The organism is Massilia sp. CFBP9012 (assembly GCF_034045115.1).
Taxonomy (GTDB): domain Bacteria; phylum Pseudomonadota; class Gammaproteobacteria; order Burkholderiales; family Burkholderiaceae_D; genus Telluria.
Genome location: NZ_JAXCWM010000008.1, coordinates 184,356 through 207,396, shown reverse-complemented (window position 1 = coordinate 207,396; position 23,041 = coordinate 184,356). Strand labels below are relative to the sequence as shown.

Annotated in this window: 19 protein-coding genes; 11 read left to right on the top strand and 8 right to left on the bottom strand. The window is 65.1% G+C overall.

The features are described 5' to 3' along the window. Positions 1 to 70 precede the first annotated feature (70 nt). Positions 71 to 1,663 (top strand): methyl-accepting chemotaxis protein, encoded by a 1,593-nt coding sequence (locus tag SOM61_RS15240; protein WP_320474864.1) that lies wholly within the window; start codon positions 71 to 73, stop codon positions 1,661 to 1,663. Positions 1,664 to 1,670: 7 nt separating this feature from the next. On the opposite strand, the gene SOM61_RS15235 is transcribed toward SOM61_RS15240, so the two are convergent. The 3 genes from SOM61_RS15235 to prpR all read right to left on the bottom strand — a co-directional run bounded on the left by SOM61_RS15235 (position 1,671) and on the right by prpR (position 5,994). Next, positions 1,671 to 2,864 carry a trans-sulfuration enzyme family protein gene (locus SOM61_RS15235; protein ID WP_320474863.1) on the bottom strand — a complete coding sequence of 398 codons (1,194 nt, stop codon included), beginning with the start codon at positions 2,862 to 2,864 and terminating at the stop codon, positions 1,671 to 1,673. After that, the gene (locus tag SOM61_RS15230) at positions 2,861 to 4,240 is read right to left on the bottom strand and encodes a cystathionine beta-synthase (protein ID WP_320474862.1); all 1,380 of its coding nucleotides are present in this window, start codon (positions 4,238 to 4,240) and stop codon (positions 2,861 to 2,863) included. Before SOM61_RS15230 ends, SOM61_RS15235 begins: the two co-directional genes overlap by 4 nt. Positions 4,241 to 4,395: 155 nt before the next feature. Further along, a complete protein-coding gene (gene prpR, locus SOM61_RS15225; RefSeq protein ID WP_320474861.1) occupies positions 4,396 to 5,994 on the bottom strand; it encodes a propionate catabolism operon regulatory protein PrpR in 1,599 nt (532 codons plus the stop codon). Positions 5,995 to 6,158: 164 nt separating this feature from the next. Between prpR and SOM61_RS15220 the strand changes: the two genes are divergently transcribed. Beyond that, the gene (locus SOM61_RS15220) at positions 6,159 to 6,467 is read left to right on the top strand and encodes a DUF485 domain-containing protein (RefSeq protein ID WP_320474860.1); all 309 of its coding nucleotides are present in this window, start codon (positions 6,159 to 6,161) and stop codon (positions 6,465 to 6,467) included. After that, complete coding sequence (locus SOM61_RS15215) at positions 6,467 to 8,125, top strand: cation acetate symporter (RefSeq protein ID WP_320474859.1); 1,659 nt, start codon at positions 6,467 to 6,469, stop codon at positions 8,123 to 8,125. Before SOM61_RS15220 ends, SOM61_RS15215 begins: the two co-directional genes overlap by 1 nt. A gap of 55 nt (positions 8,126 to 8,180) precedes the next feature. Here the strand turns inward: SOM61_RS15215 and SOM61_RS15210 are convergent, their stop codons facing one another. The 3 genes from SOM61_RS15210 to SOM61_RS15200 all read right to left on the bottom strand — a co-directional run bounded on the left by SOM61_RS15210 (position 8,181) and on the right by SOM61_RS15200 (position 9,892). Then, the gene (locus SOM61_RS15210; RefSeq protein WP_320474858.1) at positions 8,181 to 8,507 is read right to left on the bottom strand and encodes an antibiotic biosynthesis monooxygenase family protein; all 327 of its coding nucleotides are present in this window, start codon (positions 8,505 to 8,507) and stop codon (positions 8,181 to 8,183) included. 20 nt (positions 8,508 to 8,527) lie between these two features. Then, the gene (locus tag SOM61_RS15205; RefSeq protein ID WP_320474857.1) at positions 8,528 to 9,526 is read right to left on the bottom strand and encodes a zinc-dependent alcohol dehydrogenase family protein; all 999 of its coding nucleotides are present in this window, start codon (positions 9,524 to 9,526) and stop codon (positions 8,528 to 8,530) included. Between the two features lie 63 nt (positions 9,527 to 9,589). Beyond that, positions 9,590 to 9,892, bottom strand: a complete 303-nt coding sequence (locus SOM61_RS15200; protein ID WP_071363555.1) for an ArsR/SmtB family transcription factor — start codon at positions 9,890 to 9,892, stop codon at positions 9,590 to 9,592. Positions 9,893 to 10,172: 280 nt separating this feature from the next. Here SOM61_RS15200 and prpB point away from each other — a divergent pair, with 280 nt between their 5' ends. From prpB to SOM61_RS15175, 5 genes are all read left to right on the top strand, one after another. Then, positions 10,173 to 11,063, top strand: coding sequence for a methylisocitrate lyase (prpB, locus tag SOM61_RS15195; protein WP_320474856.1), 891 nt, complete (start codon positions 10,173 to 10,175; stop codon positions 11,061 to 11,063). Positions 11,064 to 11,075: 12 nt separating this feature from the next. Then, on the top strand, positions 11,076 to 12,236 hold the full coding sequence (prpC, locus tag SOM61_RS15190) for a bifunctional 2-methylcitrate synthase/citrate synthase (protein WP_320474855.1): 1,161 nt from the start codon (positions 11,076 to 11,078) through the stop codon (positions 12,234 to 12,236). 160 nt (positions 12,237 to 12,396) lie between these two features. Beyond that, positions 12,397 to 15,003: a Fe/S-dependent 2-methylisocitrate dehydratase AcnD gene (gene acnD, locus SOM61_RS15185; protein ID WP_320474854.1), complete on the top strand. Its 2,607-nt coding sequence runs from the start codon at positions 12,397 to 12,399 to the stop codon at positions 15,001 to 15,003. A 14-nt stretch (positions 15,004 to 15,017) separates the two neighbouring features. Continuing rightward, entirely contained in the window at positions 15,018 to 16,208 is a 1,191-nt protein-coding gene (gene prpF / locus SOM61_RS15180) for a 2-methylaconitate cis-trans isomerase PrpF (RefSeq protein WP_320474853.1), read from the top strand. 143 nt (positions 16,209 to 16,351) lie between these two features. Then, the gene (locus tag SOM61_RS15175) at positions 16,352 to 18,967 is read left to right on the top strand and encodes an EAL domain-containing protein (RefSeq protein WP_320474852.1); all 2,616 of its coding nucleotides are present in this window, start codon (positions 16,352 to 16,354) and stop codon (positions 18,965 to 18,967) included. 39 nt (positions 18,968 to 19,006) lie between these two features. On the opposite strand, the gene xth is transcribed toward SOM61_RS15175, so the two are convergent. After that, a complete protein-coding gene (gene xth / locus SOM61_RS15170; protein WP_320474851.1) occupies positions 19,007 to 19,774 on the bottom strand; it encodes an exodeoxyribonuclease III in 768 nt (255 codons plus the stop codon). A gap of 458 nt (positions 19,775 to 20,232) precedes the next feature. On the opposite strand from xth, the gene SOM61_RS15165 reads away from it, so the two are divergent. The 3 genes from SOM61_RS15165 to SOM61_RS15155 all read left to right on the top strand — a co-directional run bounded on the left by SOM61_RS15165 (position 20,233) and on the right by SOM61_RS15155 (position 21,321). Next, the gene (locus SOM61_RS15165; RefSeq protein ID WP_320474850.1) at positions 20,233 to 20,577 is read left to right on the top strand and encodes a phiTE_015 family protein; all 345 of its coding nucleotides are present in this window, start codon (positions 20,233 to 20,235) and stop codon (positions 20,575 to 20,577) included. Positions 20,578 to 20,587: 10 nt separating this feature from the next. Beyond that, positions 20,588 to 20,800, top strand: coding sequence for a DUF1653 domain-containing protein (locus SOM61_RS15160; RefSeq protein ID WP_320474849.1), 213 nt, complete (start codon positions 20,588 to 20,590; stop codon positions 20,798 to 20,800). 134 nt (positions 20,801 to 20,934) lie between these two features. After that, entirely contained in the window at positions 20,935 to 21,321 is a 387-nt protein-coding gene (locus SOM61_RS15155; RefSeq protein ID WP_320474848.1) for a hypothetical protein, read from the top strand. A gap of 208 nt (positions 21,322 to 21,529) precedes the next feature. Here SOM61_RS15155 and SOM61_RS15150 read toward each other — a convergent pair whose 3' ends face one another. Then, a complete protein-coding gene (locus SOM61_RS15150; protein ID WP_320474847.1) occupies positions 21,530 to 23,023 on the bottom strand; it encodes a leucyl aminopeptidase in 1,494 nt (497 codons plus the stop codon). Positions 23,024 to 23,041: the final 18 nt, after the last annotated feature.

Genomic DNA, 23,041 nt, shown 5'->3' with positions numbered 1-23,041 from the left:
AGTTCATGACTGTGTCATATAACATTTCTAGAATGCACGCATCGTTGTCCCACCTCATCACGGACTACCCATGCGACTCCCACAGCTCAACACTTCCGCCAAGCTCATCGGCGCCTTCGGCATCCTCTCCCTCGTCATCGTGATCATTGCCGCCGTCGCGGTATGGCGCATGCACGCGGCGGATGTCATCACCTCCAACCTGGTCGACGACAAGCTGGCCAAGCAGCAGCTGGTGTCCGACCTGCTCGGCATCGAGCGCCTGAACGGCTCGCGCACCGTCTCGATCGCACGCAGCGACAGCCTGGAGCTGGCCGACTACTTCCAGGCCCAGCTGGCGGAAGGTCGCAAGAACATCGCCGCCATCGAGGCGAAGCTGGCCCAGCTGCCGGTGTCGGAGCGCGAGCGCGCGATGCTGCAGGATGCGGCCCGCCACAAGGCCGCGCTGGGCACCGTCCAGGAAGCGCTGTTCAAGGCCAAGGACCTGGGGCAGACCGGCCTGGTCGAGGAAATCCTGACCAGGCAATGGGAACCGGGCTACAAGGCCAAGGTCGGCGCGTTCGAAGCCTTGCTCGCCTACGAGAGCAGCGAGGCGCACCGCCTGGCCGACGAAACGACCGCCGCGTCGAGCTTCAGCAAGATACTACTGCTGGCCCTGGGCGGCGCGGCGTTGCTGGTGGGCGCCGGCCTGGCCTGGGCCTTGAGCCGCAACCTGGTAGTGCCGCTGCAGCAGGCCGCGATGCTGGCCGAGCAGGTGGCGCACGGCGACCTGCGACCGACCATCAGCCACCAGCGCAGCGACGAGATCGGCCGCCTGTTCGACGCCCTCAACGGCATGACCCACGGCGTCTCGAATACCGTGTCGCAGGTGCTGGTCGGCGCCCAGGCGATCGACTCGGCCTCGAACGAGATCGCCGAAGGCAACCAGGATCTGTCGAACCGCACCGAGCGCCAGGCCGACGCGCTGCGCCAGACCGTGAGCGCAATGGATGAACTGAGCGAGGCGATCGCCAGCAACAACGCCAATGCGAAGAATGCCAATGCCCTGGCCCAGACCGCGTCCGGCGTGGCCACCGAGGGCGCGCGGGCGGTCGAGCAGCTGGTGGCGCGCATGGGGGCGATCAAGGCCTCCGCCGCGCGCATCGTGGACATCACCGGCATGATCGACAGCATCGCCTTCCAGACCAATATCCTGGCGCTGAACGCGGCGGTGGAAGCGGCGCGCGCCGGCAGCGAAGGCCGCGGCTTCGCCGTGGTGGCCAGCGAGGTGCGCAACCTGGCCCAGCACTCGGCCGGGGCGGCCAAGGAAATCAAGAAGCTGATCGGGGAGTCATCGAGCGAGATCGAGGCCGGCACCGGCATGGCCGAATCGGCCGGCTCGACCATGCGCGCCATGCTGCAGCACGTGCACGAGGTGGCCGGCATCCTCGGTCAGATCCACATCGCCAGCGCGGGCCAGGCCGACGGCGTCACCCAGGTCAGCAAGTCGATCGCCGAGATCGACATGTCGACCCAGCAGAACGCGGCGATGGTGGAAGAAGCCGCGGCGGCGGCGGCCTCGATGCGCCAGCAGGCGGCGGAGTTGTCGGCGCTGGTGGCGACGTTCAAATTGCGCAGCGTGCTGGCTGCGCCGGAGCCGAGGCAGCGCCTGCTCGAAGCGGCTTAAACCAGGTTCAGATCGCCGCCAGCGCCCGCCGCAAATCTTCGCGCTGGTCGTCGATATGCTCGATACCGACCGACAGACGAATCAAGCCATCGCCGATCCCCAGCTCGGCGCGTTGTTCCGGCGGAATGGTGGCGTGGGTCATCAGGGCCGGATGCTCGATCAGGCTTTCCACGCCGCCCAGGCTCTCGGCCAGGGTGAACACTTCGCAGGCTTCCAGGAAGCGGCGCGCGCCGGCGATGTCGGTATCGAGGTCGATCGACACGATGCCGCCGTAGCCGTGCATCTGGTGGCGCGCCAGCGCGTGCTGCGGATGCGATTCCAGGCCCGGGTAGTAGACCTTGCGCACCTGCGGCTGCTGCTCGAGCCAGCTGGCCAGCAGGAGGGCGTTGGCATTGCTGCGCTCCACGCGCAGGGCCAGCGTCTTGATCCCGCGTAGCACCAGGAAGCTGTCGAACGGGCCCTGGATGGCGCCCACCGCGTTCTGGATGAAGCCGAGCTTCTCGGCCAGGCCGGTCTGGCTGTCGCCGGCGCCGACCACGGCCACGCCGCCGATCACGTCCGAGTGGCCGTTCATGTATTTAGTGGTGGAGTGCACCACGATGTCGAAGCCGTGTTCCAGCGGACGCTGGTTGATTGGGCTGGCGAAGGTGTTGTCGCACACGCTGATGATGCCGCGCGCGTGGCAGATGCCGGCGATGGCGGTCAGGTCGGCCAGCTTGAGCATCGGGTTGGTCGGGGTCTCGACCCATACCATGCGCGTTTCGGGCTTGATGGCGGCGGCCAGCGCGTCGGGGTCGGACAGGTCGACGTAGCTGAACGACAGGCCGGCGCTGTCGCGGCGCACGCGCTCGAACAGGCGGTAGGTGCCGCCATACATATCGTCGCCGGCCACGATGTGCGAGCCGGCCGGCAGCAGTTCGAGCACCGCCGCAATGGCGGCCAGGCCCGAAGCGAAGGCGAAGGCGGCCCGGCCGCCCTCGATATCGGCCACGCAGCGCTCGAGCGCCCAGCGCGTCGGGTTGTGCGAGCGGCCGTAGTCGAGGCCCTTGTGCACGCCCGGGCTCTCTTGCCGGAAGGTCGAGGTGGCGAAGATCGGCGGCATCACGGCGCCGGTGGCCGGTTCGGGCGACTGGCCGCCGTGGATGACGCGGGTAGCCAGGTGCCGTTTGAATTCGATTGGATGAGTCAACGGAGTAGTCAAGACAGGGTCCTTCGCAGATGGTTGAGCAGGTCGTAGCGCGTGATCAGGCCGTAGAAGGTCGGCCCGTCGGCGATGACGGCGGTGAGGCCATGGTCGAGGATCTCGCGCAGCTGGCCCATGCTGGCCGCCGGATGCAGGGTTTGCAGTTCGGACGTCATGGTGCCGGACACCGGCGCATTGAAGCGCGCGGTATCTTGCGTTACCTGGTGCAGCAGGTCGGATTCGTCGATCAGGCCCAGCAGACGGCCACCCGCATCGACCACCGGCAACTGCTGCAGGTCGCTCGAGCGCATGCGGTTGAAGGCGGTCAGCAGGGTGTCGTCGGGCGAGAGCGTGATGACTTCGCCGGCGTCGTGGCGGCGGCCGATCAGGTCGCGCAGGTCGCCTGTCTTGGGCCGCGTGATCAGGCCCTGATCGACCATCCAGCCGTCGCTGTACACCTTGGAGAGGTAGCGGGTGCCGGTGTCGCACACGAAGGTGACCACGCGCCTGGGGCGGGTCTGGGCGCGGCAATAGCGCAGCGCGGCCGCCAGCAGGGTGCCGGTGGAGGAACCAGCCAGGATGCCTTCTTGCTGCAGCAGCAGGCGCGCGGTGGAAAAACTTTCTTCATCGCTGATGGTGTAGGCGGTCTTTACACGCGACAGGTCGGCGATGCCGGGAATGAAGTCCTCGCCGATGCCCTCGACCGCCCACGAGCCCGCGTGTTGCGAGACGTGGCCGGTCTCGACGTACTCGGCCAGAATCGAGCCTTTCGGATCGGCCAGGACGAATTCGAGTAGGGGCTGGGTCTTTTTGAAGTAGCGCGACAGGCCGGTGAGGGTGCCGCTCGATCCGACGCCGACCACGATGGCGTCGAGCTTGTGGTTGGTCTGGTCCCAGAGTTCAGGGCCGGTCGTCGTCTCGTGGGCGCGCGGATTGGCGGGATTATTGAACTGGTCGGCGAACCAGGCGCCGGGGATCTCTTTCGCCAGGCGCGCGGCGTAGTCCTGGTAATACTCGGGATGGCCCTTGCCGACGTCGGAGCGGGTCAGGTGGATCTCGGCGCCGAGCGCCTTCAGGTGCAGGACTTTTTCGGCCGCCATCTTGTCTGGCACGACGAGCACCACGCGGTAGCCCTTGATGCGCGCCACCAGCGCCAGGCCCAGGCCGGTATTGCCGGCCGTGGCCTCGATCACGGTGCCGCCGGGCTGCAGCAGGCCGTCGTGCTCGGCCTGCTCGATCATGGCCTTGCCGATGCGGTCCTTGATGGAGCCGCCCGGATTCTGCGACTCGAGCTTGAGGAACAGCTGGCAGGGGCCGGTATCGATCCGGGTCACTTCCACCAGCGGGGTATCGCCGATCAGCGAAAACAGTGCAGCTTGCGACGCATGTTGCATATTGCCTCCGTTAAGCCGACCAGCCGGCGCGGGTAGCGCAAGAGTCCGCGGCGGGCCGGCGTGCTACGACGACTGGCGCGGATCCGCGCCAGCACTTTGAACATTCATGATACGAGTTTTTGTCGAGTGCTGCTTTGGAGCAGCTTAAAGTTTTATTAAGCCTCGCCCTTGAGGCGGCGCCACAAGGTGGTGCGGCTGATGCCAAGGTGCTGCGCGGCAAGATCGCGTTGTCCGCCGAAGCGGGCCAGCACGGCAGCCACCGATTCGCGCCCAGGCGCAGGGGAGGGCGCAGTGTCAGGTGACGCCGCTTGCCGCCCCAGTTCCGGCGCCACCGACAGCATGAAGGCCGGCGTCAAGGCCTGCAGCGGCTCGGCCGCCAGGAACAAGGCGACCCGTTCCATCAGGTTGCGCAGCTCGCGCACATTGCCCGGCCAGGCATAGGAAGCGAGCAGGGGCGCGCAAGCCTTGACCTCGGCCGCCAGGTTCGGATGCGGGCGCGCATCGAGCGCGGCCAGTGCGTGCTTGAGCGACCATTCGGCCAGCGGCGCGATGTCCTGCGCGCGGGCGCGCAGCGGCGGCAAGGCCAGGCGCAGCACCGCCAGCCGATAGAACAGGTCGGCCCGAAAACGTCCCTCGCGCACCCGCGCTTCGAGGTCGCAGTGGGTGGCGCTGATCACGCGCACGTCGATCGGCACCGGGCGCGTGCCGCCAACCCGCATCACCTCGCGCTCTTCCAGCACGCGCAGCAGGCGGGTTTGCAGTGCCAGCGGCATTTCTCCGATCTCGTCCAGGAACAGCGTGCCGCCGTTGGCGGCCTCGAACAGGCCGGCATGGCCGCCGCGGCGCGCCCCCGTGAACGCGCCTTCCTCGTGGCCAAACAGCTCCGATTCCAATAATGACTCGGCGATCGCGCCGCAGTTCACCGCCACGAAGGGACGGTTGGCGCCACGGCGCGGACTTTCGCGGTGGATCGCCTGGGCCACCAGTTCCTTGCCGCTGCCGGTCTCGCCCTCGATCAGGACGGTGCTGGGCGAACGCGCATACAGCACCACGGTCTGGCGCAGGCGCTCCATCGAGGGGGAGTCGCCGCGCAAGTCGTTCATGCCGCGCTGCGCGCGTTGTTCCGCTCCCTTGCGCCGTCCGCGGCCGGCCTCGAGCCGGGTCAGGCGCGCCAGCTCCAGCGCGTCGTCGAAGGCCTGGCGGATCGAGGCGGCCGAGTACAGGAATACGCCGGTCAGCCCGGCTTCCTCGGCCAGGTCGGTGATCAATCCCGCGCCGACGATCACGGCGATGCCTTCGGCCTTGAGCTCGTGCACCGCGGCGCGCGCATCCTCGCGCGTCACATAGGTGCGCTGGGCCAGGTCCAGGCCGAAGGTGGCGGCGAAGTCGCCCAGTTCCGGCAGCGGCGCCTGATAGCTAATGACGCCGATCCGGCTCGAGACCCGGCGCGCCCGCGCCAGCGCTTTCAATACGTCGAAGCCGCTGGCCTTGGCCGCCACCACCGGCACCGACACCCGGCCCTTGAGCCAGGCGGCATTCGAGCCGGCTGCGATGACGACGTCGCAGTGCTCGCTGGCAAGGCGCTCGCGGATATGTTTCGCAGCCTCGTCAAAACCAAGATGCAGCGGTTCGATCAAAGCTAGATGGTCGTATTCGACGGTGATGTCGCGGAACAGCTCGGACAGGCGCGAGACGGAGACGGTCCAGATGACGGGCTTGTCGCCGGCGTCGAGCGGGGAGCGGGGTGCATTCATGTTTCAAGTTTAGTGCATTTTTCAGCGCCAAGTTTCAATTTGAAACGCCGCGGCGTAATCGAACGAGCGGTCAATTACTTTTATGCCGTAAGAATCCGGTAAGGGGCTGCCCGTAGGATGGGTCTCAGCCGCAAAGGCAACACCAGAAAAATCAGGAGACAAAAGTGGATCAAGACGTCGTACAAAGGGTCAAGAGCGACCCGAATTACCAAAAGCTCAAAGAGAGCCGTTCCAAGTTCGGCTGGACGCTGACCTGGGCCATGATGATCGTTTACTACGGCTTCACGCTGCTGGTCGCGTTCAACAAGGAGTTCATGGGTTCCCGCATCGGTGACGGCGTCATGACCTGGGGCATTCCCCTGGGCCTGTTCGTCATCGTGTTCACCGTCGTCATCACCGGCATCTACGTGCGTCGCGCCAACCGCGAATACGACGAACTGAGCGACGCCATCAAAGCGAAAGTGGGTGCCTGATGAAACGCTTCCACACCTCAGTCGCCCTGGTCCTGCTGGCTGCGGCCGGCATCGCCCACGCGGCCCCTGACCTCGGCCAGGGCGTCAAGCAAGCCACCAACTGGACCGCCATCATCATGTTCGGCGTGTTCGTGCTGGGCACCCTGTACATCACCAAGTGGGCCGCCGCCAAGACCCGCTCGGCATCGGACTTCTATACCGCCGGCGGCGGCATCACCGGCTTCCAGAACGGCCTGGCGATCGCGGGCGACTTCATGTCGGCCGCGTCCTTCCTGGGTATTTCCGCCGCCGTGTTCCTGGACGGCTTCGATGGCCTGATCTATGCGATCGGCTTCCTGGTCGGCTGGCCCGTCATTACCTTCCTGATGGCCGAGCGCCTGCGCAACCTGGGCCGCTTCACCTTCGCCGACGTGGCCTCGTACCGCTTCGCCCAGAAGCCGATCCGCGTGTTCGCGGCATCCGGCACGCTGGTCGTGGTCGCCTTCTACCTGATCGCGCAGATGGTCGGCGCCGGCCAGCTGATCAAGCTGCTGTTCGGCCTGGACTACTGGATCGCCGTGGTGCTGGTTGGCGCCTTGATGATGGTCTACGTGCTGTTCGGCGGCATGACCGCCACCACCTGGGTGCAGATCATCAAGGCCGTGCTGCTGCTGTCCGGCGCCTCGTTCATGGCGTTCTCGGTGCTGGCCCAGTACAACTTCAGCCCGTCGCTGCTGTTCCAGACCGCGACCGAACTGCACGCCAAGGGCGACGCGATCATGGGTCCGGGCAGCTTCATCAAGGATCCGATTTCCGCGATATCGTTCGGCATGGCGCTGATGTTCGGCACCGCCGGCCTGCCGCACATCCTGATGCGCTTCTTCACCGTCCCGAGCGCCAAGGAAGCACGCAAATCGGTGCTGTGGGCGACCACCTGGATCGGTTACTTCTACATCCTGACCTTCATCATCGGCTTCGGCGCGATCGTGCTGGTCGGCACCAACCCGGCCTTCAAGGATGCTGCCGGCGCACTGTTGGGCGGTAACAATATGGCGGCGGTCCACCTGGCGCAAGCCGTGGGCGGCGACGTCTTCCTGGGCTTCATCTCGGCCGTGGCCTTCGCGACCATCCTGGCGGTGGTGGCCGGCCTGACCCTGTCGGGCGCCTCGGCGGTCTCGCATGACCTGTACGCTACCGTCTTCAAGAAAGGCCAGGCGACCAGCGAGAACGAACTGAAAGTGTCGAAGATCACCACCATCTGCCTCGGCATCATCGCGGTGCTGCTGGGGATCGCCTTCGAGAAGCAGAACGTTGCCTTCATGGTGTCGCTGGCCTTCGCCATCGCCGCGTCGGCCAACTTCCCGGTGCTGTTCATGTCGGTGCTGTGGAAAGACTGCACCACCCGCGGCGCCACCGTGGGCGGCTTCCTGGGCTTGACCACCGCAGTGGTCCTGACCATGCTGTCGAAATCGGTCTGGGTCGACGTGCTGGGCAATAGCGCAGCGATCTTCCCTTACGCGTCGCCAGCGATCTTCTCGATGGCGGTCGGCTTCTTCGGCATCTGGATCTTCTCGATCACCGACAAGGGCCCACGTGCCCGCATCGACCGCGCCGGCTTCGAGGCGCAGGAAGTGCGCGCCGAGACCGGTATCGGTGCGGCGGGTGCGTCGGCGCACTAAACCGCAGTTGAGTATGTAAAAAAGGGGGGCGGCCTGTGAGGGCCGCCCCCCTTCGTTATTTACCCGACGTCGCATCCCACGGCCCGATGGAAAAGGGCGCACCTTCGATGTGGCGGACGGCGGGTTCGCCCGCGAGAAAGTCCTGCAAGCCCGCCATGAACATCTGGTGGTCGTCGCTCGTTTCGAAGTTCGGGGTGTGATCTTCCAGCGTCTGCCAGCGCACGATCAGCGTGAACTGTTGCGGTAGCTCGACCCCGGGCGCCAGCAAATGGCCCCGATAACCCTTCGCGCGGGTAAGCAGGTGAGCGACGTCGGCAAATGCATGCCTGAACGCGTCGGTGCGGTCGGGACGGACGAGCAGGGTGGCGATTTCGTAAACCATGATATTCCTTTCGAAGTGGATCAATCGGCTCGGGCTTGTGCGCCGGTGCGATCGGCCAACGGTCCCACCGCGATCGCGATCTTTCCCCTGAGGCCGTTGTCGCGGCTTTCCAGCCGCGCATGGGCAAGCGGGATGTCGGCCAGCGAATAGACGGCGCCGACGTGGGGTTTCAGCTGGCCGCGCTCGATCAGGCCGCTCAGTTCGTCGAGCTTGCCGCGGTTCTGGCGGGTGAAGACGAAGTGGTAGCTGGCGTTCTTGCCCCAGGCCTGGATCAGGTTCTGCGGCTGCGCGATGTCCACGATCGAGACGACGCGGCCGAGTTGCGCCAGCACGTCCGCGCTGCGCGTCAGGGTATCGCCGCCGATGGTGTCGAACACCACGTCGACGCCTTCGCCGCCGGTCTCGCGCAGGATGGCGTCAACGTAATCTTCTTTCGTGTAATCGATGACCACGTCGGCGCCCAGGGAGCGGACGAACTCGAAATTGTCTTCCTTTACCGTGGTGAATACGCGGGCGCCCATCGCCTTGGCGACCTGGATCACGACGTGGCCGACACCGCCGGCGCCGCCGTGGATCAGGATGCTTTCCCCGGCTTTCAGCTGGGCGCGCACGGCCAGGGCTTCCCAGGCGGTTCCGCCGACGAGGGTCAGGCTGGCGGCTTCGAGGTGGGTCAGCGAAGCGGGTTTCTTGCCGACGATGTTTTCATTAGCCACATGGTATTCGGCATAGCTTCCCGGACCATCGAAGATTTGCGGGGTGTACCAGACTTCGTCGCCTGGCGCGAACGCGGTCACGCCCGGGCCGACTTCCTCGACCACGCCCGACACGTCGTGGCCGGTGATGCCGGGCAGCGGCACCAGGTCGGCATAGTCGCCGCGGCGGACCTGATAGTCCAGGGGATTGATGGAGGTGGCCTGCACCCGGACCAGCACCTGGCCGGCTTGCGGCACGGGTTTCGGCACATCGCGCAGTTCAAACGATTGCGGGCCGCCAAAAGAAGTGAGCACTTGAGCTTTCATGATTTTTCCTCGTTTCGTCAAAAAGGGATATCGGTAATTCTCGATATATAGTGATAAAAAAATTTACAGCTCTTTTCCGATGATCTCGGCGAGGGCGCTGATGGTTGCCTCGTTCCTCTTGTAGTACGTCCACTGGCCAATACGCCGTACTTCCACCAGGCCAGCGCGCTGCAATGTTGCAAGGTAGTCGGACACGGTCGACTGCGACAGGCCTACGCCTTCCTGGATACTGCTCACGCAAACACCAACCGTGTGCACGTCGCCCTCGTCTTGCGGAGGGAAATGTTTCTCCGGGTCCTTCAAGCCTTTCAGGATATCGAGGCGTGTGCGGTTAGAGAGGGCTTTGAAGATGTCGAGCAGTTCCATGACTCGCAGTATATCGGGATATCCCGATATGTCAAGACGTTCGTTTCGATCACGGCAGCACTTTAAGCTGGTCTTAATTGTTTCAAGCGTTGCATCATATTGTTTCAGCATGAAACGATACGAAGGGCGACGCCAGGTATGTACGCCGTGATCGGGTGCGGCAAGCCGCTCTAAGTAACTGAATACAATAGGAATAGCTTGATAGATGGAGATTGTCGGCGCGCTGGCACGAGGTTTGCAATATCAGTCTGGACATCCACCGCATCTGAAAGGACACCGCATGACCAAGCTCTCCGCCGGCGCCGCATTCCGCAAGGCAATGCAGGAAGAATCCCCATTGCAAGTGGTCGGTGCGATCAACGCCAACCACGCCCTGCTGGCCCAGCGTGCCGGCTTCAAGGCGATCTACCTGTCGGGCGGCGGGGTGGCCGCGGGTTCGCTGGGCTTGCCGGATCTTGGCATTTCGAACCTGGACGACGTCCTGATCGACGTACGCCGCATCACCGACGTGTGCGACCTGCCGCTGCTGGTCGACGTCGACACCGGTTTCGGCGCATCGGCCTTCAATGTGGCGCGCACCGTGCGCACCCTGGCCAAGGCCGGCGCCGCCGCCTGCCATATCGAAGACCAGGTCGGCGCCAAGCGCTGCGGCCACCGTCCGGGCAAGGAAATCGTCAGCAAGGACGAGATGGTCGACCGCATCATGGCGGCCGCCGATGCCCGCCCGTACGACGAGTTCGTGATCATGGCGCGCACCGATGCGCTGGCCGTGGAAGGCCTGGACGCCGCCATCGAGCGCGCTGTCGCTTGCGTGGAAGCTGGCGCCGACATGATCTTCCCCGAGGCGATGACGAGCCTGGAGATGTATAAACAGTTCGCCGATGCGGTCAAGGTGCCGGTGCTGGCCAACATCACCGAATTCGGCTCCACGCCGCTGTTCACCGTCGACGAACTGAAGGGCGCTGGTGTCGGCCTGGTGCTGTACCCGCTGTCGGCCTTCCGCGCGATGAACAAGGCGGCCGAGAACGTGTACAACGCGATCCGCCGCGACGGCACCCAGCAGAACGTGCTCGATACCATGCAGACGCGCGCCGAGCTGTACGACCGCATCGACTACCATAGCTATGAACAGAAGCTCGACGCGCTGTTCGCCCAGAACAAAGCGAAATAAGGAGAGCAGAGGATGACGACCCAGAACAACGAGACCCCCACCTTCAAGCCGAAGAAATCCGTGGCCCTGTCCGGCGTCGCTGCCGGCAATACCGCGCTGTGTTCGGTCGGCAAATCGGGCAATGACCTGCATTACCGCGGCTACGACATCCTGGACGTGGCCGGCGCCTGCGAGTTCGAGGAAATCGCCTATCTGCTGGTGCACGGAAAGCTGCCGAACGAGGCCGAGCTGCGCGGCTACAAGGCCAAGCTCAAGTCCTTGCGCGGCCTGCCGCAGGCCGTCAAGAGCGCGCTCGAGGCGCTGCCGGCTGGCGCCCATCCGATGGACGTGATGCGCACCGGCGTCTCGGTGCTGGGCTGCACCTTGCCCGAGAAGGACGACCATAATATCGCCGGCGCGCGCGACATCGCCGACCGCCTGATGGCGTCGTTCGGTTCGATGCTGCTGTACTGGCACCACTACAGCCACAATGGCAAGCGCATCGAAGTGGAAACCGACGACGATTCGATCGGCGGCCACTTCCTGCACCTGCTGCACGGCTTCAAGCCGAGCGAGTCCTGGGTGCAGGCGATGCACACCTCGCTGATCCTGTACGCCGAGCACGAATTCAATGCCTCGACCTTTACCGCGCGCGTGATCGGCGGCACCGGCTCCGACATGCACTCGGCCATCACCGGCGCCATCGGCGCGCTGCGCGGTCCGAAACACGGCGGCGCCAACGAAGTGGCGCTCGACATCCAGAAGCGTTATGAAAGCCCCGACGAAGCCGAAGCCGACATCCGCAACCGCATGGCCAACAAGGAAGTCGTGATCGGCTTCGGCCACCCGGTGTACACGATCTCGGACCCGCGCAATAAAGTGATCAAGGAAGTGGCGCGCTCGCTGTCTCTTGATGCCGGCTCGATGAAGATGTTCGACATCGCCGAACGCCTGGAGTCGGTGATGTGGGATGTGAAAAAGATGTTCCCGAACCTGGACTGGTTCTCGGCCGTGTCGTACCACATGATGGGCGTGCCGACCGCCATGTTCACGCCGCTGTTCGTCATCTCGCGCACCTCGGGCTGGGCCGCCCACGTCATCGAGCAGCGCATCGACAACAAGATCATCCGCCCGAGCGCGAATTATGTCGGTCCGGAAGACCTGCAGTTCGTGCCGCTGGCGGAGCGTAAGTAATCAGTTAGCACCACCAGCCCCAACACGTCGTTCCCGCGAAGGCGGGAACCCAAGTTAGTTCGCAGGCCACGAGCGCAGTGTTGGTCACGCACGCTAAACTTGGGTCCCCGCCTTCGCGGGGACGACGGTTTTTAGGTTAGCTAATTAATCGAGCATCGCCATGAATACCAACCACCTGAAACCCCTCCCAGGCACCGACCTGGACTACTTCGACACGCGCTCCGCCGTCGACGCCATCCAGCCCGGCGCCTACGACACCTTGCCTTACACCTCGCGCGTGCTGGCCGAGAACCTCGTGCGCCGCTGCGATCCCGCCTGCATGACCGACTCGCTCAAGCAGATCATCGAACGCAAGCGCGAGCTCGATTTTCCCTGGTTCCCGGCGCGCGTGGTCTGCCACGACATCCTGGGCCAGACCGCCCTGGTCGACCTGGCCGGCCTGCGCGACGCCATCGCGCTGCAAGGGGGCGACCCGGCCCTGGTCAATCCGGTGGTGCCGACCCAGCTGGTGGTCGATCACTCGCTGGCCGTCGAATGCGGCGGCTTCGATCCGGACGCGTTCACCAAGAACCGCGCGATCGAGGATCGTCGCAACGAAGACCGCTTCCACTTCATCGACTGGACCAAGAAGGCCTTCCAGAACGTCGACGTGATCCCGCCCGGTAACGGCATCCTGCACCAGATCAACCTCGAACGCATGTCGCCCGTGATCCAGGTGGAGAACGGCGTGGCCTATCCGGACACGCTGGTCGGCACCGACTCGCACACGCCGATGGTCGATGCGCTGGGCGTGATCGCGATCGGCGTCGGCGGGCTGGAAGCCGAGAGCGTGATGCTGGGCCGCGCCTCCTACATGCGCCTGCCCGACATCGTCGGCGTCGAGTTGACCGGCCGGCCCGGCCCCGGCATCACCGCCACCGACACCGTGCTGGCGCTGACCGAGTTCCTGCGCAAGTCGAAAGTCGTCTCCGCCTACCTCGAGTTCTATGGCGAGGGCGCCGCCGCACTCACCCTGGGCGACCGCGCGACCATCTCGAATATGGCGCCGGAATTCGGCGCCACCGCCGCGATGTTCTACATCGACGAGCAGACCATCAAGTACCTGCGCCTGACCGGGCGCGAGGACGAGACCGTACACCTGGTCGAGACCTACGCGAAACAGGCCGGACTGTGGGCCGACAGCCTGCGCAATGCCCAGTACGAACGCACGCTGAGCTTCGACCTGTCCAGCGTGGTGCGCAATATTGCCGGCCCGTCGAACCCGCACAAGCGCGTGCCGACCTCGGAACTGGCGGCGCGCGGCATCGCCGGTAAAGTGGAGAATGAGCCGGGCCTGATGCCCGACGGCGCCGTGATCATCGCCGCCATCACCAGCTGCACCAACACCAACAACCCGCGCAATATGATCGCTGCGGGCCTGCTGGCGCGTAATGCCAACCGCGCGGGCCTGCTGCGCAAGCCCTGGGTCAAGAGCTCGCTGGCGCCGGGTTCGAAAGCCGTGGCGCTGTACCTGGACGAAGCCGGCCTTACGCCCGAGCTGGACAAGCTTGGCTTCGGCGTCGTGGCGTTTGCCTGCACCACCTGCAACGGCATGAGCGGCGCGCTCGACCCGACCATCCAGCAAGAGATCATCGAGCGCGACCTGTATGCGACCGCCGTCCTGTCGGGCAACCGCAACTTCGACGGCCGCATCCACCCGTATGCGAAACAGGCCTTCCTGGCGTCGCCGCCGCTGGTGGTCGCGTATGCGATCGCCGGCACCATCCGCTTCGACATCGAGAAGGACGTGCTGGGCTTTGACGCCGCCGGCAAGGAGATCCGCCTGGTCGACCTGTGGCCATCGGATGAAGAGATCGATGCCGTGGTCGCCGCCAGCGTCAAGCCCGAGCAGTTCCGCAAGGTGTATACGCCGATGTTCGCGCGCGTCGTCGACGATGGCGCCGCGGTCAGCCCGCTGTACGACTGGCGTCCGATGAGTACTTACATTCGTCGGCCGCCGTACTGGGAAGGCGCGCTGGCAGGTGAGCGCAGCTTGAGCGGCATGCGCCCGCTGGCGGTCCTGGGCGACAACATCACCACCGACCACCTGTCGCCGTCGAACGCGATCATGCTCGATTCGGCCGCCGGCGAATACCTGGCGAAGATGGGCTTGCCGGAAGAAGACTTCAATTCCTATGCCACCCATCGCGGCGACCACCTGACGGCGCAGCGCGCGACCTTCGCCAATCCGACCTTGAAGAACGAGATGGTCAAGGATGGCCTGGGCAATGTGATGGCCGGCTCGCTGGCGCGCATCGAGCCGTCGGGCGAGGTGACCCGCATGTGGGAAGCGATCGAGCATTATATGGAACGCAAGCAGCCGCTGATCGTGGTGGCCGGCGCCGACTATGGCCAGGGCTCGTCGCGCGACTGGGCGGCCAAGGGCGTGCGCCTGGCGGGCGTGGAAGCGATCGTGGCCGAAGGTTTCGAGCGCATCCACCGCACCAACCTGGTGGGCATGGGCGTGCTGCCGCTGGAGTTCAAGCCCGGTATGAATCGCATCACGCTCGGCATCGACGGCACCGAGACCTTCGACGTGGTGGGCGAGCGTACGCCGCGCGCCGACCTGACGCTGGTGATCCACCGCCTGAACGGAGAGCAGCTCGAGGTCGTGGTGACCTGCCGCCTCGATACGGCCGAGGAACTCGCCATCTATGAAGCGGGCGGGGTGCTGCAGCGCTTCGCGCAGGACTTCCTTGAATCGTCGGCGCCCAAGGCGGCGGCCTGATGGAGAACCGCACCATGTCCCACACCCCCCAAATCAGGATCCCTGCCACCTATATGCGTGGCGGCACCAGCAAAGGCGTGTTCTTCAAGCGCGAAGACCTGCCTGCAGCCGCGCGCGACGCCGGCGCCGCGCGCGACGCGCTGCTGCTGCGCGTGATCGGCAGCCCCGACCCCTACGGCAAGCAGATCGACGGCATGGGCGGCGCCACCTCCAGCACCAGCAAGGCCGTGATCGTCGAGCGCAGCAGCCGTCCCGACCACGACGTCGACTACCTGTTCGGCCAGGTGGCGATCGACAAGCCCTTCGTCGACTGGAGCGGCAACTGCGGCAACCTGTCGGCCGCGGTCGGGCCGTTCGCCATCGCCAACGGCCTGATCGACCCGGCACGGGTGCCGCAGGACGGCATCGCGGTGGTGCGCATCTGGCAGGCCAATATTGGCAAGACCATCATCGCCCATGTGCCGATGACGGATGGCCAGGTCCAGGAAACGGGCGACTTCGAGCTCGATGGCGTGACCTTCCCGGCGGCCGAGGTGCAGCTCGAATTCATGGATCCGGCGGCCGAGGAAGAGGGCGCAGCTGGCGCGATGTTCCCGACCGGGAACCTGGTCGACGAACTGGACGTGCCCGGTGTCGGCACCCTGCGCGCGACCATGATCAACGCCGGCATCCCGACCATCTTCGTCGAGGCGGGGGCGGTCGGCTACGACGGCACCGAGCTGCAGGACGCGATCAATGGCGACGCGCGCGCGCTGGCGATGTTCGAGACCATCCGCGCCCACGGCGCGCTGCGCATGGGCCTGATCGCGAGCATCGAGGACGCCGGCAAGCGCCAGCACACCCCGAAGGTCGCTTTCGTCGCGAAAGCGGCGGGCTATATCTCGTCCAGCGGCAGGCAGGTGGCGCAGGGCGACGTCGATCTGCTGGTGCGCGCGCTGTCGATGGGCAAGCTGCACCACGCGATGATGGGCACGGCGGCGGTGGCGATCGGCACCGCGGCGGCGATTCCCGGCACCCTGGTCAACCTCGCGGCCGGCGGCGGAGAACGTACCGCGGTGCGCTTCGGCCATCCGTCCGGCACCCTGCGCGTGGGCGCCGAGGCGGTGCAGCGGGACGGCGCCTGGAGTGTCAACAAGGCCATCATGAGCCGCAGCGCGCGGGTACTGATGGAGGGGCGAATATGCGTGCCGGGTAACGCCCTTTGAAGTTTTGCGGCGACGTGCGCGCGGTGTCGCTTTCTTGCCGCATGCAAGTCAATTGCAGGCCGGTTTCGGGTTATGATGGTCGCCCTTGTTGCCAATCGGCAACTCGAGGCAACCATGAGTACTAGCCGCGACTGCAACAACCGATGGATGGATTTTCGAACCTGCAATTAGCTGACGTTGCGGACGCCGGTGGATACGACGCGGACCTGGCGCGGCTGGCCGACCTGGCCGGCTTGCGGCGCATGGTGCGCGAGCAGCGCGCCGTGTTCGAGAACGCGCCGGTCGGCATTGCCGTCACCCAGCCCGACCGGATCCGCTCGTTCAATCCGCGCGCGGGCGAGATGTTTGGCTTCGCTCAGGACGAGGTGGGAGGCATCGCGCCGGCCGAGGTCTGCGTCTCGCCCGAGGATTACGAGACCTTGATCCGGGAAGCGTTCGCGGTGCTGACCGCGGGCGGGCTGTTCGAAAAGAGCGAGCAGCAGTTCCGCCGCCGCGACGGCAGCACCTTCTGGGCGCGCCTGCGCGGCTGCGCGGTCGAACCGGGCAACCGCGACGCCGGGACTATCTGGATCGTCGAGGACGTGACCGAGGCGCGCCAGGCCATGAGCGAGGTGCAGGCGATCATGACCAATGCCTCGATCGGCATCATGTTCACCCGCAACCGCGTGATCCGGCGCGCCAATCCCGCCTTCTGCCAGATGTTCGGCTATGCCGAGGGCGAGCCGATCGGGGTATCCACGCGCGTGATCTACCCCGACGAAGCCGCCTATCGCCAGCTCGGCGCCGAGGCCTATCCGCAGCTGGCCGACGGCCGGCCGTTCACCACCTCGCGCACCCTGGTGCGCAAGGACGGCACGCCGGCCTGGGTCCAGATGATCGGTTATCAGGTCAATGCGAAAGACCCCGACAAGGGCACGATCTGGATGCTCGAAGACCGCACCCGCGAGCGCAGCGACGAGCAATCGCTGCGCGAGGCGCTGATGGAGAACCGCGCCATCCTCGACAACGCGGTGCTGGGCATCGCCGTGGTCGAGGGCGGTCGCACCCTGCACTGCAATCGCAAGATGGAAGAGCTGTTCGGCGCGCCGCCGTGCGGCATGGACGGCATCGCGGTGCGCTCGCTGTATCCCGACCACGCCAGCTGGAAGGAGGCGCGCGAGCTCTCCGGACGCCAGTTCGCGCTGGGCCAGGCCCACATGGCCGAGCACGAGATGGTGCGCCGCGACGGCGGCCGCTTCTGGGCGCGCCTGTCGGGCCGTCTGTTCGACCTGGCCCAGGCGGGCGGCAGGAGCGTGTGGCTGGTGGACGACGTCACCGCCCAGCGCGAGGCGGCCGACGCCATCCTGCGCGCGCGCGACGAACTCGAGGTGCGGGTGGCCGAGCGCACCGCCGAACTGGCCGGCGCCAACGCCCTGCTGCAGGAAGAGATCAACGAGCGGCGCCAGGCCGAGGCGCGCGTGCACCACATGGCCTACCACGACAGCCTGACCGGCCTGCCCAACCGCGCCATGCTGTCCGAACGGCTCGATGCGGCGATGCGCGCCGTGGCCTTGGGCGACGCGCCGCATCAGGGGCAGCAACTGGCCCTGATGTTCATCGACCTCGACCGCTTCAAGAACATCAATGACACCCTTGGCCACATGGTCGGCGACCAGCTGCTGCGCAACGTCGCCCTGCGCCTGGTGACGGCGGTGCGGCCCAGCGACCTGGTGGCGCGCCTGGGCGGCGACGAGTTCGTGGTGCTGGTGCCGGAGATCGCCGGCGGCGCCGATGCCGCCGCGGTGGCTGACCGCATCATCTCCGCGCTATCGATGTCTTGCCAGATCGACGGCCACAGCCTGCACATCTCACCGTCGATCGGGATCTGCCTGTATCCGGACGACGGGGTCGACGTCGAGACCCTGATGCGCCACGCCGACGCCGCGATGTACCAGGCCAAGGCGGCCGGCCGCAACAATTACCAGTTCTTCACCGAGCGCATGAACCTGGCGGCGGCGCGCCATTTCGAGCTCGAATCGAGCCTGCGCGGCGCCCTGGCGCGGGACGAGTTCGCGCTGTATTTTCAGCCGATCATGTGCACCGAAACGCGCCGCCCGCGCGCACTCGAAGTGCTGCTGCGCTGGCGCCGCGATGGCGCGCTGGTGGGGCCGGACGAATTCATCCCGATCCTGGAAGAGAGCGGCATGATCATGGAAGTGGGCGAGTGGGTGATCCGCAGCGCCTGCGTTCAGGCCATGCAGTGGCAGCGCGAGGGGCTGGACGTGGTGCCGCTGGCGATCAACCTGTCGGCGCGCCAGTTCACGCACCAGGGCCTGGTCGACTCGATCCGCGCCATCGTCGACGAGACGGGGATCGCACCGAGCCTGGTGGAGTTCGAGATCACCGAGACCGCGCTGATGCAGCACGGCGGCCAGACGCTCGAGATCCTGCGTCAGATAAACGCGATGGGGATGTGCCTGTCGATCGACGATTTCGGCACCGGGTATTCGAGCCTGGCCTACCTGAAGCGCTTCCCGGTACGCAAGATCAAGATCGACCGCGCCTTCGTGCGCGAGCTCGAAGCCAGCACCGAGGACCGCGCCATCGTGGCGGCGGTGATGGCGCTGGCCAACAGCCTGCAATTGTCGGTGGTGGCCGAAGGGGTGGAGACGGAAGGGCAGTATGCCCTGCTGCGCTCCTTCGGTTGCCAGTATGCGCAGGGCTATCTGTTCGCGCGGCCGTTGCCGGCGGAGCAGGCGGCCAGGTTGCTGGCGGGGTAACTCAACCGGCCGGTGCACACCGACCGGTCGATCACAGCATCAATCCGCCAAGGTCGCCACCACCGGCGCATGATCCGACGGCTGCTCCCACTTGCGCGTCTCGCGATCGATGTGGCACGCGGTGCAGCGATCGGCCAGTGTCTTCGACAGCAGGATGTGATCGATGCGCAGGCCGCGGTTGCGGCGGAACGCCATCTGGCGGTAGTCCCACCAGCTATACTGCTTCTCGGGCTGCTCGAACAGGCGGAAAGCGTCCGACAGGCCGAGCGCCATCAGCTCCTGCAGCGCGGCGCGCTCGGGCAGCGAGAAGTGGATGCGGCCTTCCCACTCGGCCGGGTCGTGCACGTCGCGCGCTTCGGGCGCGATATTGTAGTCGCCCAGGATCGCGAACTGCGCGTGCGCGGCCATTTCCGCCGCCACCCAGGTGCGCAGTGCGTCCAGCCAGGCCAGCTTGTACGTATATTTGTCGGAACCCACCTCCTGACCGTTCGGCACGTAGGCGCAAATGAAGCGCACGCCCCCGATCGTGGCCGCCAGCAGGCGCTGCTGGGCGTCTTCATAATGCGGGTTGTTCCTGACCACGTCCTCGATCGGCAGCTTCGACAGGATGGCCACGCCGTTATAGGTCTTCTGGCCCGAGAACGCGACCTGGTAGCCGGCGGCGTTCAGCTCGGCCAGGGGGAATTTGTCATCCGTGAGCTTGGTCTCCTGGATGCAGACCACGTCGACCGGATTGGCATCCAGCCATTGCAGCAGATGCGAGAGTCGGACTTTCAGGGAGTTTACGTTCCAAGTAACTATTTTCATTGTTCTATGTGTGTCATGGTAGAGTGTTGGCTGTAACATACTGTCGTGCAGCCAAGTTGCTTGCCAACCAGCTATTATTACCGAGTTTGCGATGACCCATCGGGTGGTTGCACTTTCCTTGGATGGAAGTGAGGCCGTCGGCTTGGCTAAGTCGCAACACGTGATAATAAAATTGATTAACAGATTGCCAAAGAGTATTGCTCCGCTGCCGGCTCGGCGCTATAAACAAGATCTGGGTGGAGTTTGATACGAACGAACTCAGCAGTGTGAGTTTGTTGCTTTTCGGTAATAATAAAATTGCGTCCGGGCAACTTCCATTGTACCATTAGCCTGTCGTGAAGCAGGTTCGGTCGGACCACACGGTTGTCCAAGGCCATCGACACGCGGTAGTGGTACTATTGTGAAATATTCGGTTTCACAAGTTAATGATCCGAACGCAGATTTGAAAAAGGACAGAAATGCGCAGTGCATTTGAAGCGTGGGCCCAGCGTGAGGGCCACATTGTTCGCCGCCGCGAAGACAAGCCCGAGGAATACCTCGTTTTTGAAACCCAGCGCCGTTGGGTGATCTGGCAGGCAGCGTTGGCGCATGGCGCCAAGGCCGCCGCCGATACGCCATCGAAGTTCGCCAAGGATGGCGCCGCGCCGGCGATCGCCCAGGACGAAGCAGCCGTGCGCAATCGCGTGCTGAACGAAGTGCTGGACGCCTTCAGCGAACTGGACGAGACCGCCGGCATGGAAGGCGTGCTCAAGGTTATCCAGGGCCTGAAGAAAAAGCAGAAGGCCGAGACCGAAAAGGTCTGAGCTCGTCCGCATGCCTACGCGTTACCGCCATTACAAGGGCGGCATCTACGAGCTGGTATGCGAAGCAGTGCTGGAAGCCGATCACACACCCGTGGTCGTCTATCGCGGCCAGGATGGTGTCGTGTGGGTACGGCCCCGTGACGCCTTCTTCGAGACGGTGACGGTCGACGGCAGGATCCTGCCGCGATTCACCCTGCTCGACGCCACACCCGCGTGCGCGTAGCGGGCAGGGCTTCAGTTATGGCGCGCTGCTGCCGTTAACGAGGTATCTGCCTCTCGATGCTCGCCATGTCGTTTCCATTCCGCTCGTTTGCCGTTGCCGCTGTTGCCTCCCTTGCCCTGGGTGGATGCGCGACCATGTCCGAATCCCCCGTGCAGCAACTCGAGGTGCGCGCCGTGCTCGATTACCGCGAGATCGGCGGAGTCGGTTGCATCCTCAGCAATGACGTCGGGCGCTGGTACATGATCGCGCCCGGGCGCGTGACCGTCACCCGCAGCAGCGAGCCGCTGTCGATCAGCTGCAAGAAGGGTTCGGCCGCCACCGCCGCCGAAGTCGTCCAGGCCAGGCTCGATACCAGCAACCTGATGGGCAATCTTGTCATCAGCGCGGGGCTCGGCTACTTCGTCGACCGCCATTCGGGGGCGGGTTATGGCTATCCGGCCATCCTGACCGTCGTCATGCAGCCGTCCGCGCCGCCGCCCGAGGCGGCGGGGGCGAATCCGCTCGATACGCGGGTGTTCTGAGCTAACCAGCCCAGTCTCGTTTTCCGTTAGCCCCAAAACGTCGTCCCCGCGAAGGCGGGGACCCAAGTTGCATGCGTAGCCGCTGAAATTAACTTAAGTGGTTTGCATGCGAGCTTGGGTCCCCGCCTGCGCGGGGAGTCGTTTCTGCCAGTGGCAGAAACGACGTGTATGCGCTGACGAAAAAATCACACGTCAGCGTTCGATCAGCTTAAACGCGATTCATCAGAAACGTGGTCAAGAGCGGCACCGGACGGCCGGTCGCGCCCTTGTTCGCACCCGATTTCCAGGCGGTGCCGGCGATGTCCAGGTGGGCCCAGGTGTACTTGCGGGTGAAGTTCTCCAGGAAGCAGGCCGCGGTGATCGAGGCTGCGCCCGGGGTGCCGATATTGGCCAGGTCGGCGAAGTTCGACTTGAGCTGGTCGTTGTAGATATCGCCCAGCGGGAAGCGCCATGCCACGTCGCCCGCCTGCTTGCCGGCGTCCAGCAGCTCCTGGGCCAGGCCATCGTGGGCCGCGTCGTCGCGCGTGAACAGGCCGCTGGTGTGGTGGCCCAGGGCCACGATGCAGGCGCCGGTCAGGGTCGCGATGTCGACCACGGCGGCCGGCTTGAAGCGCTCGGCGTAGGTGAGGGCGTCGCACAGGATCAGGCGGCCTTCGGCATCGGTGTTCAGCACTTCGATGGTGGTGCCGTTCATCGCGGTGACGATGTCGCCCGGCTTGGTGGCGCGGCCCGACGGCATGTTTTCGCAAGCGGCGACGATGCCGACCACATTCAGTTTCAGGCCCATCTCGCCGATGGCGCGGAAGGTGCCGAGCACCGAGCCGGCGCCGCACATATCGTACTTCATCTCGTCCATGCCTGGACCGGCTTTCAGCGAGATGCCGCCGGTGTCGAAGGTGATGCCCTTGCCGACCAGGACCACCGGCGCGTCTTTCGACTTGCCGCCGTTGTGCTTGAGGACGATGAACTTCGGCGCTTCTTCGCTGCCGCGCGTCACCGACAGGAAGCTGCCCATCTTGAGCGCTTCGAGCTGCTTGCGTTCCAGGACTTCGATGTCGAAGCCATAGTCGTCGGCCAGCTTGCGCGCGGTATTGGCCAGGAAGGTCGGGGTGCAGACGTTCGGCGACAGGTTGCCCAGTTCCTTGGTCAGGTTCATGCCGTTGGCGATCGCCGCGGCCTGGGTCAGCGTGGCCTTGTCCAGGCCGGCGGCTGGCGCCGCAACGACGATCTTGCGCACGCCGGCGAGGGCTGGATCCTTCTTGCTCTTCTGGCCGTCGGTACGGAATTCGGCTTCGCTGGCGCCGATCACGAGGGCGCGCAGCGCCCAGTTTGCGTCGCGCTCTTTCACGCTGTCGAGCGGGAGTGCGATAATGGCGTCCGCCGCGCCCAGGGTCGAGAACACCTTCAGTGCGGCGGTGACGCCGGTAGTGAAGCTTTTCTCGCTGACGACTTCATCGGCGCCCAGGCCGACCAGCAGCACGCGCGCGGCGCTAACGCCGGTCACGCCGCGCAGCAGCAGGGTCGAACCCGGCTTGCCGCTGATGTCGCCCGACTTGAGCGCCGCGCTGATGTCGCCGTTCACATCGAGTGCTTTGGCCGCAGCCGACAGTTTCTTGTTCTCGTACACCGCAACCGCGATGCAGCCTGATTTCGCAGCGGCCAGGGTGTTTTTTGTGTCGAATGCTTTTATGCTAAAGTCCATTTGGTTCTCCGGTTCGAT

Coding starts and splice junctions, on each gene's coding strand:
- SOM61_RS15240 (WP_320474864.1), top strand. CDS start 71: ATGCGACTCCCACAGCTCAACACTTCCGCCAAGCTCATCGGCGCCTTC.
- SOM61_RS15230 (WP_320474862.1), bottom strand. CDS start 4,240: ATGCAACATGCGTCGCAAGCTGCACTGTTTTCGCTGATCGGCGATACC.
- prpR (WP_320474861.1), bottom strand. CDS start 5,994: ATGAATGCACCCCGCTCCCCGCTCGACGCCGGCGACAAGCCCGTCATC.
- SOM61_RS15215 (WP_320474859.1), top strand. CDS start 6,467: ATGAAACGCTTCCACACCTCAGTCGCCCTGGTCCTGCTGGCTGCGGCC.
- SOM61_RS15210 (WP_320474858.1), bottom strand. CDS start 8,507: ATGGTTTACGAAATCGCCACCCTGCTCGTCCGTCCCGACCGCACCGAC.
- SOM61_RS15205 (WP_320474857.1), bottom strand. CDS start 9,526: ATGAAAGCTCAAGTGCTCACTTCTTTTGGCGGCCCGCAATCGTTTGAA.
- SOM61_RS15200 (WP_071363555.1), bottom strand. CDS start 9,892: ATGGAACTGCTCGACATCTTCAAAGCCCTCTCTAACCGCACACGCCTC.
- prpB (WP_320474856.1), top strand. CDS start 10,173: ATGACCAAGCTCTCCGCCGGCGCCGCATTCCGCAAGGCAATGCAGGAA.
- prpC (WP_320474855.1), top strand. CDS start 11,076: ATGACGACCCAGAACAACGAGACCCCCACCTTCAAGCCGAAGAAATCC.
- acnD (WP_320474854.1), top strand. CDS start 12,397: ATGAATACCAACCACCTGAAACCCCTCCCAGGCACCGACCTGGACTAC.
- prpF (WP_320474853.1), top strand. CDS start 15,018: ATGTCCCACACCCCCCAAATCAGGATCCCTGCCACCTATATGCGTGGC.
- SOM61_RS15175 (WP_320474852.1), top strand. CDS start 16,352: ATGGATGGATTTTCGAACCTGCAATTAGCTGACGTTGCGGACGCCGGT.
- xth (WP_320474851.1), bottom strand. CDS start 19,774: ATGAAAATAGTTACTTGGAACGTAAACTCCCTGAAAGTCCGACTCTCG.
- SOM61_RS15165 (WP_320474850.1), top strand. CDS start 20,233: ATGCGCAGTGCATTTGAAGCGTGGGCCCAGCGTGAGGGCCACATTGTT.
- SOM61_RS15160 (WP_320474849.1), top strand. CDS start 20,588: ATGCCTACGCGTTACCGCCATTACAAGGGCGGCATCTACGAGCTGGTA.
- SOM61_RS15155 (WP_320474848.1), top strand. CDS start 20,935: ATGTCCGAATCCCCCGTGCAGCAACTCGAGGTGCGCGCCGTGCTCGAT.
- SOM61_RS15150 (WP_320474847.1), bottom strand. CDS start 23,023: ATGGACTTTAGCATAAAAGCATTCGACACAAAAAACACCCTGGCCGCT.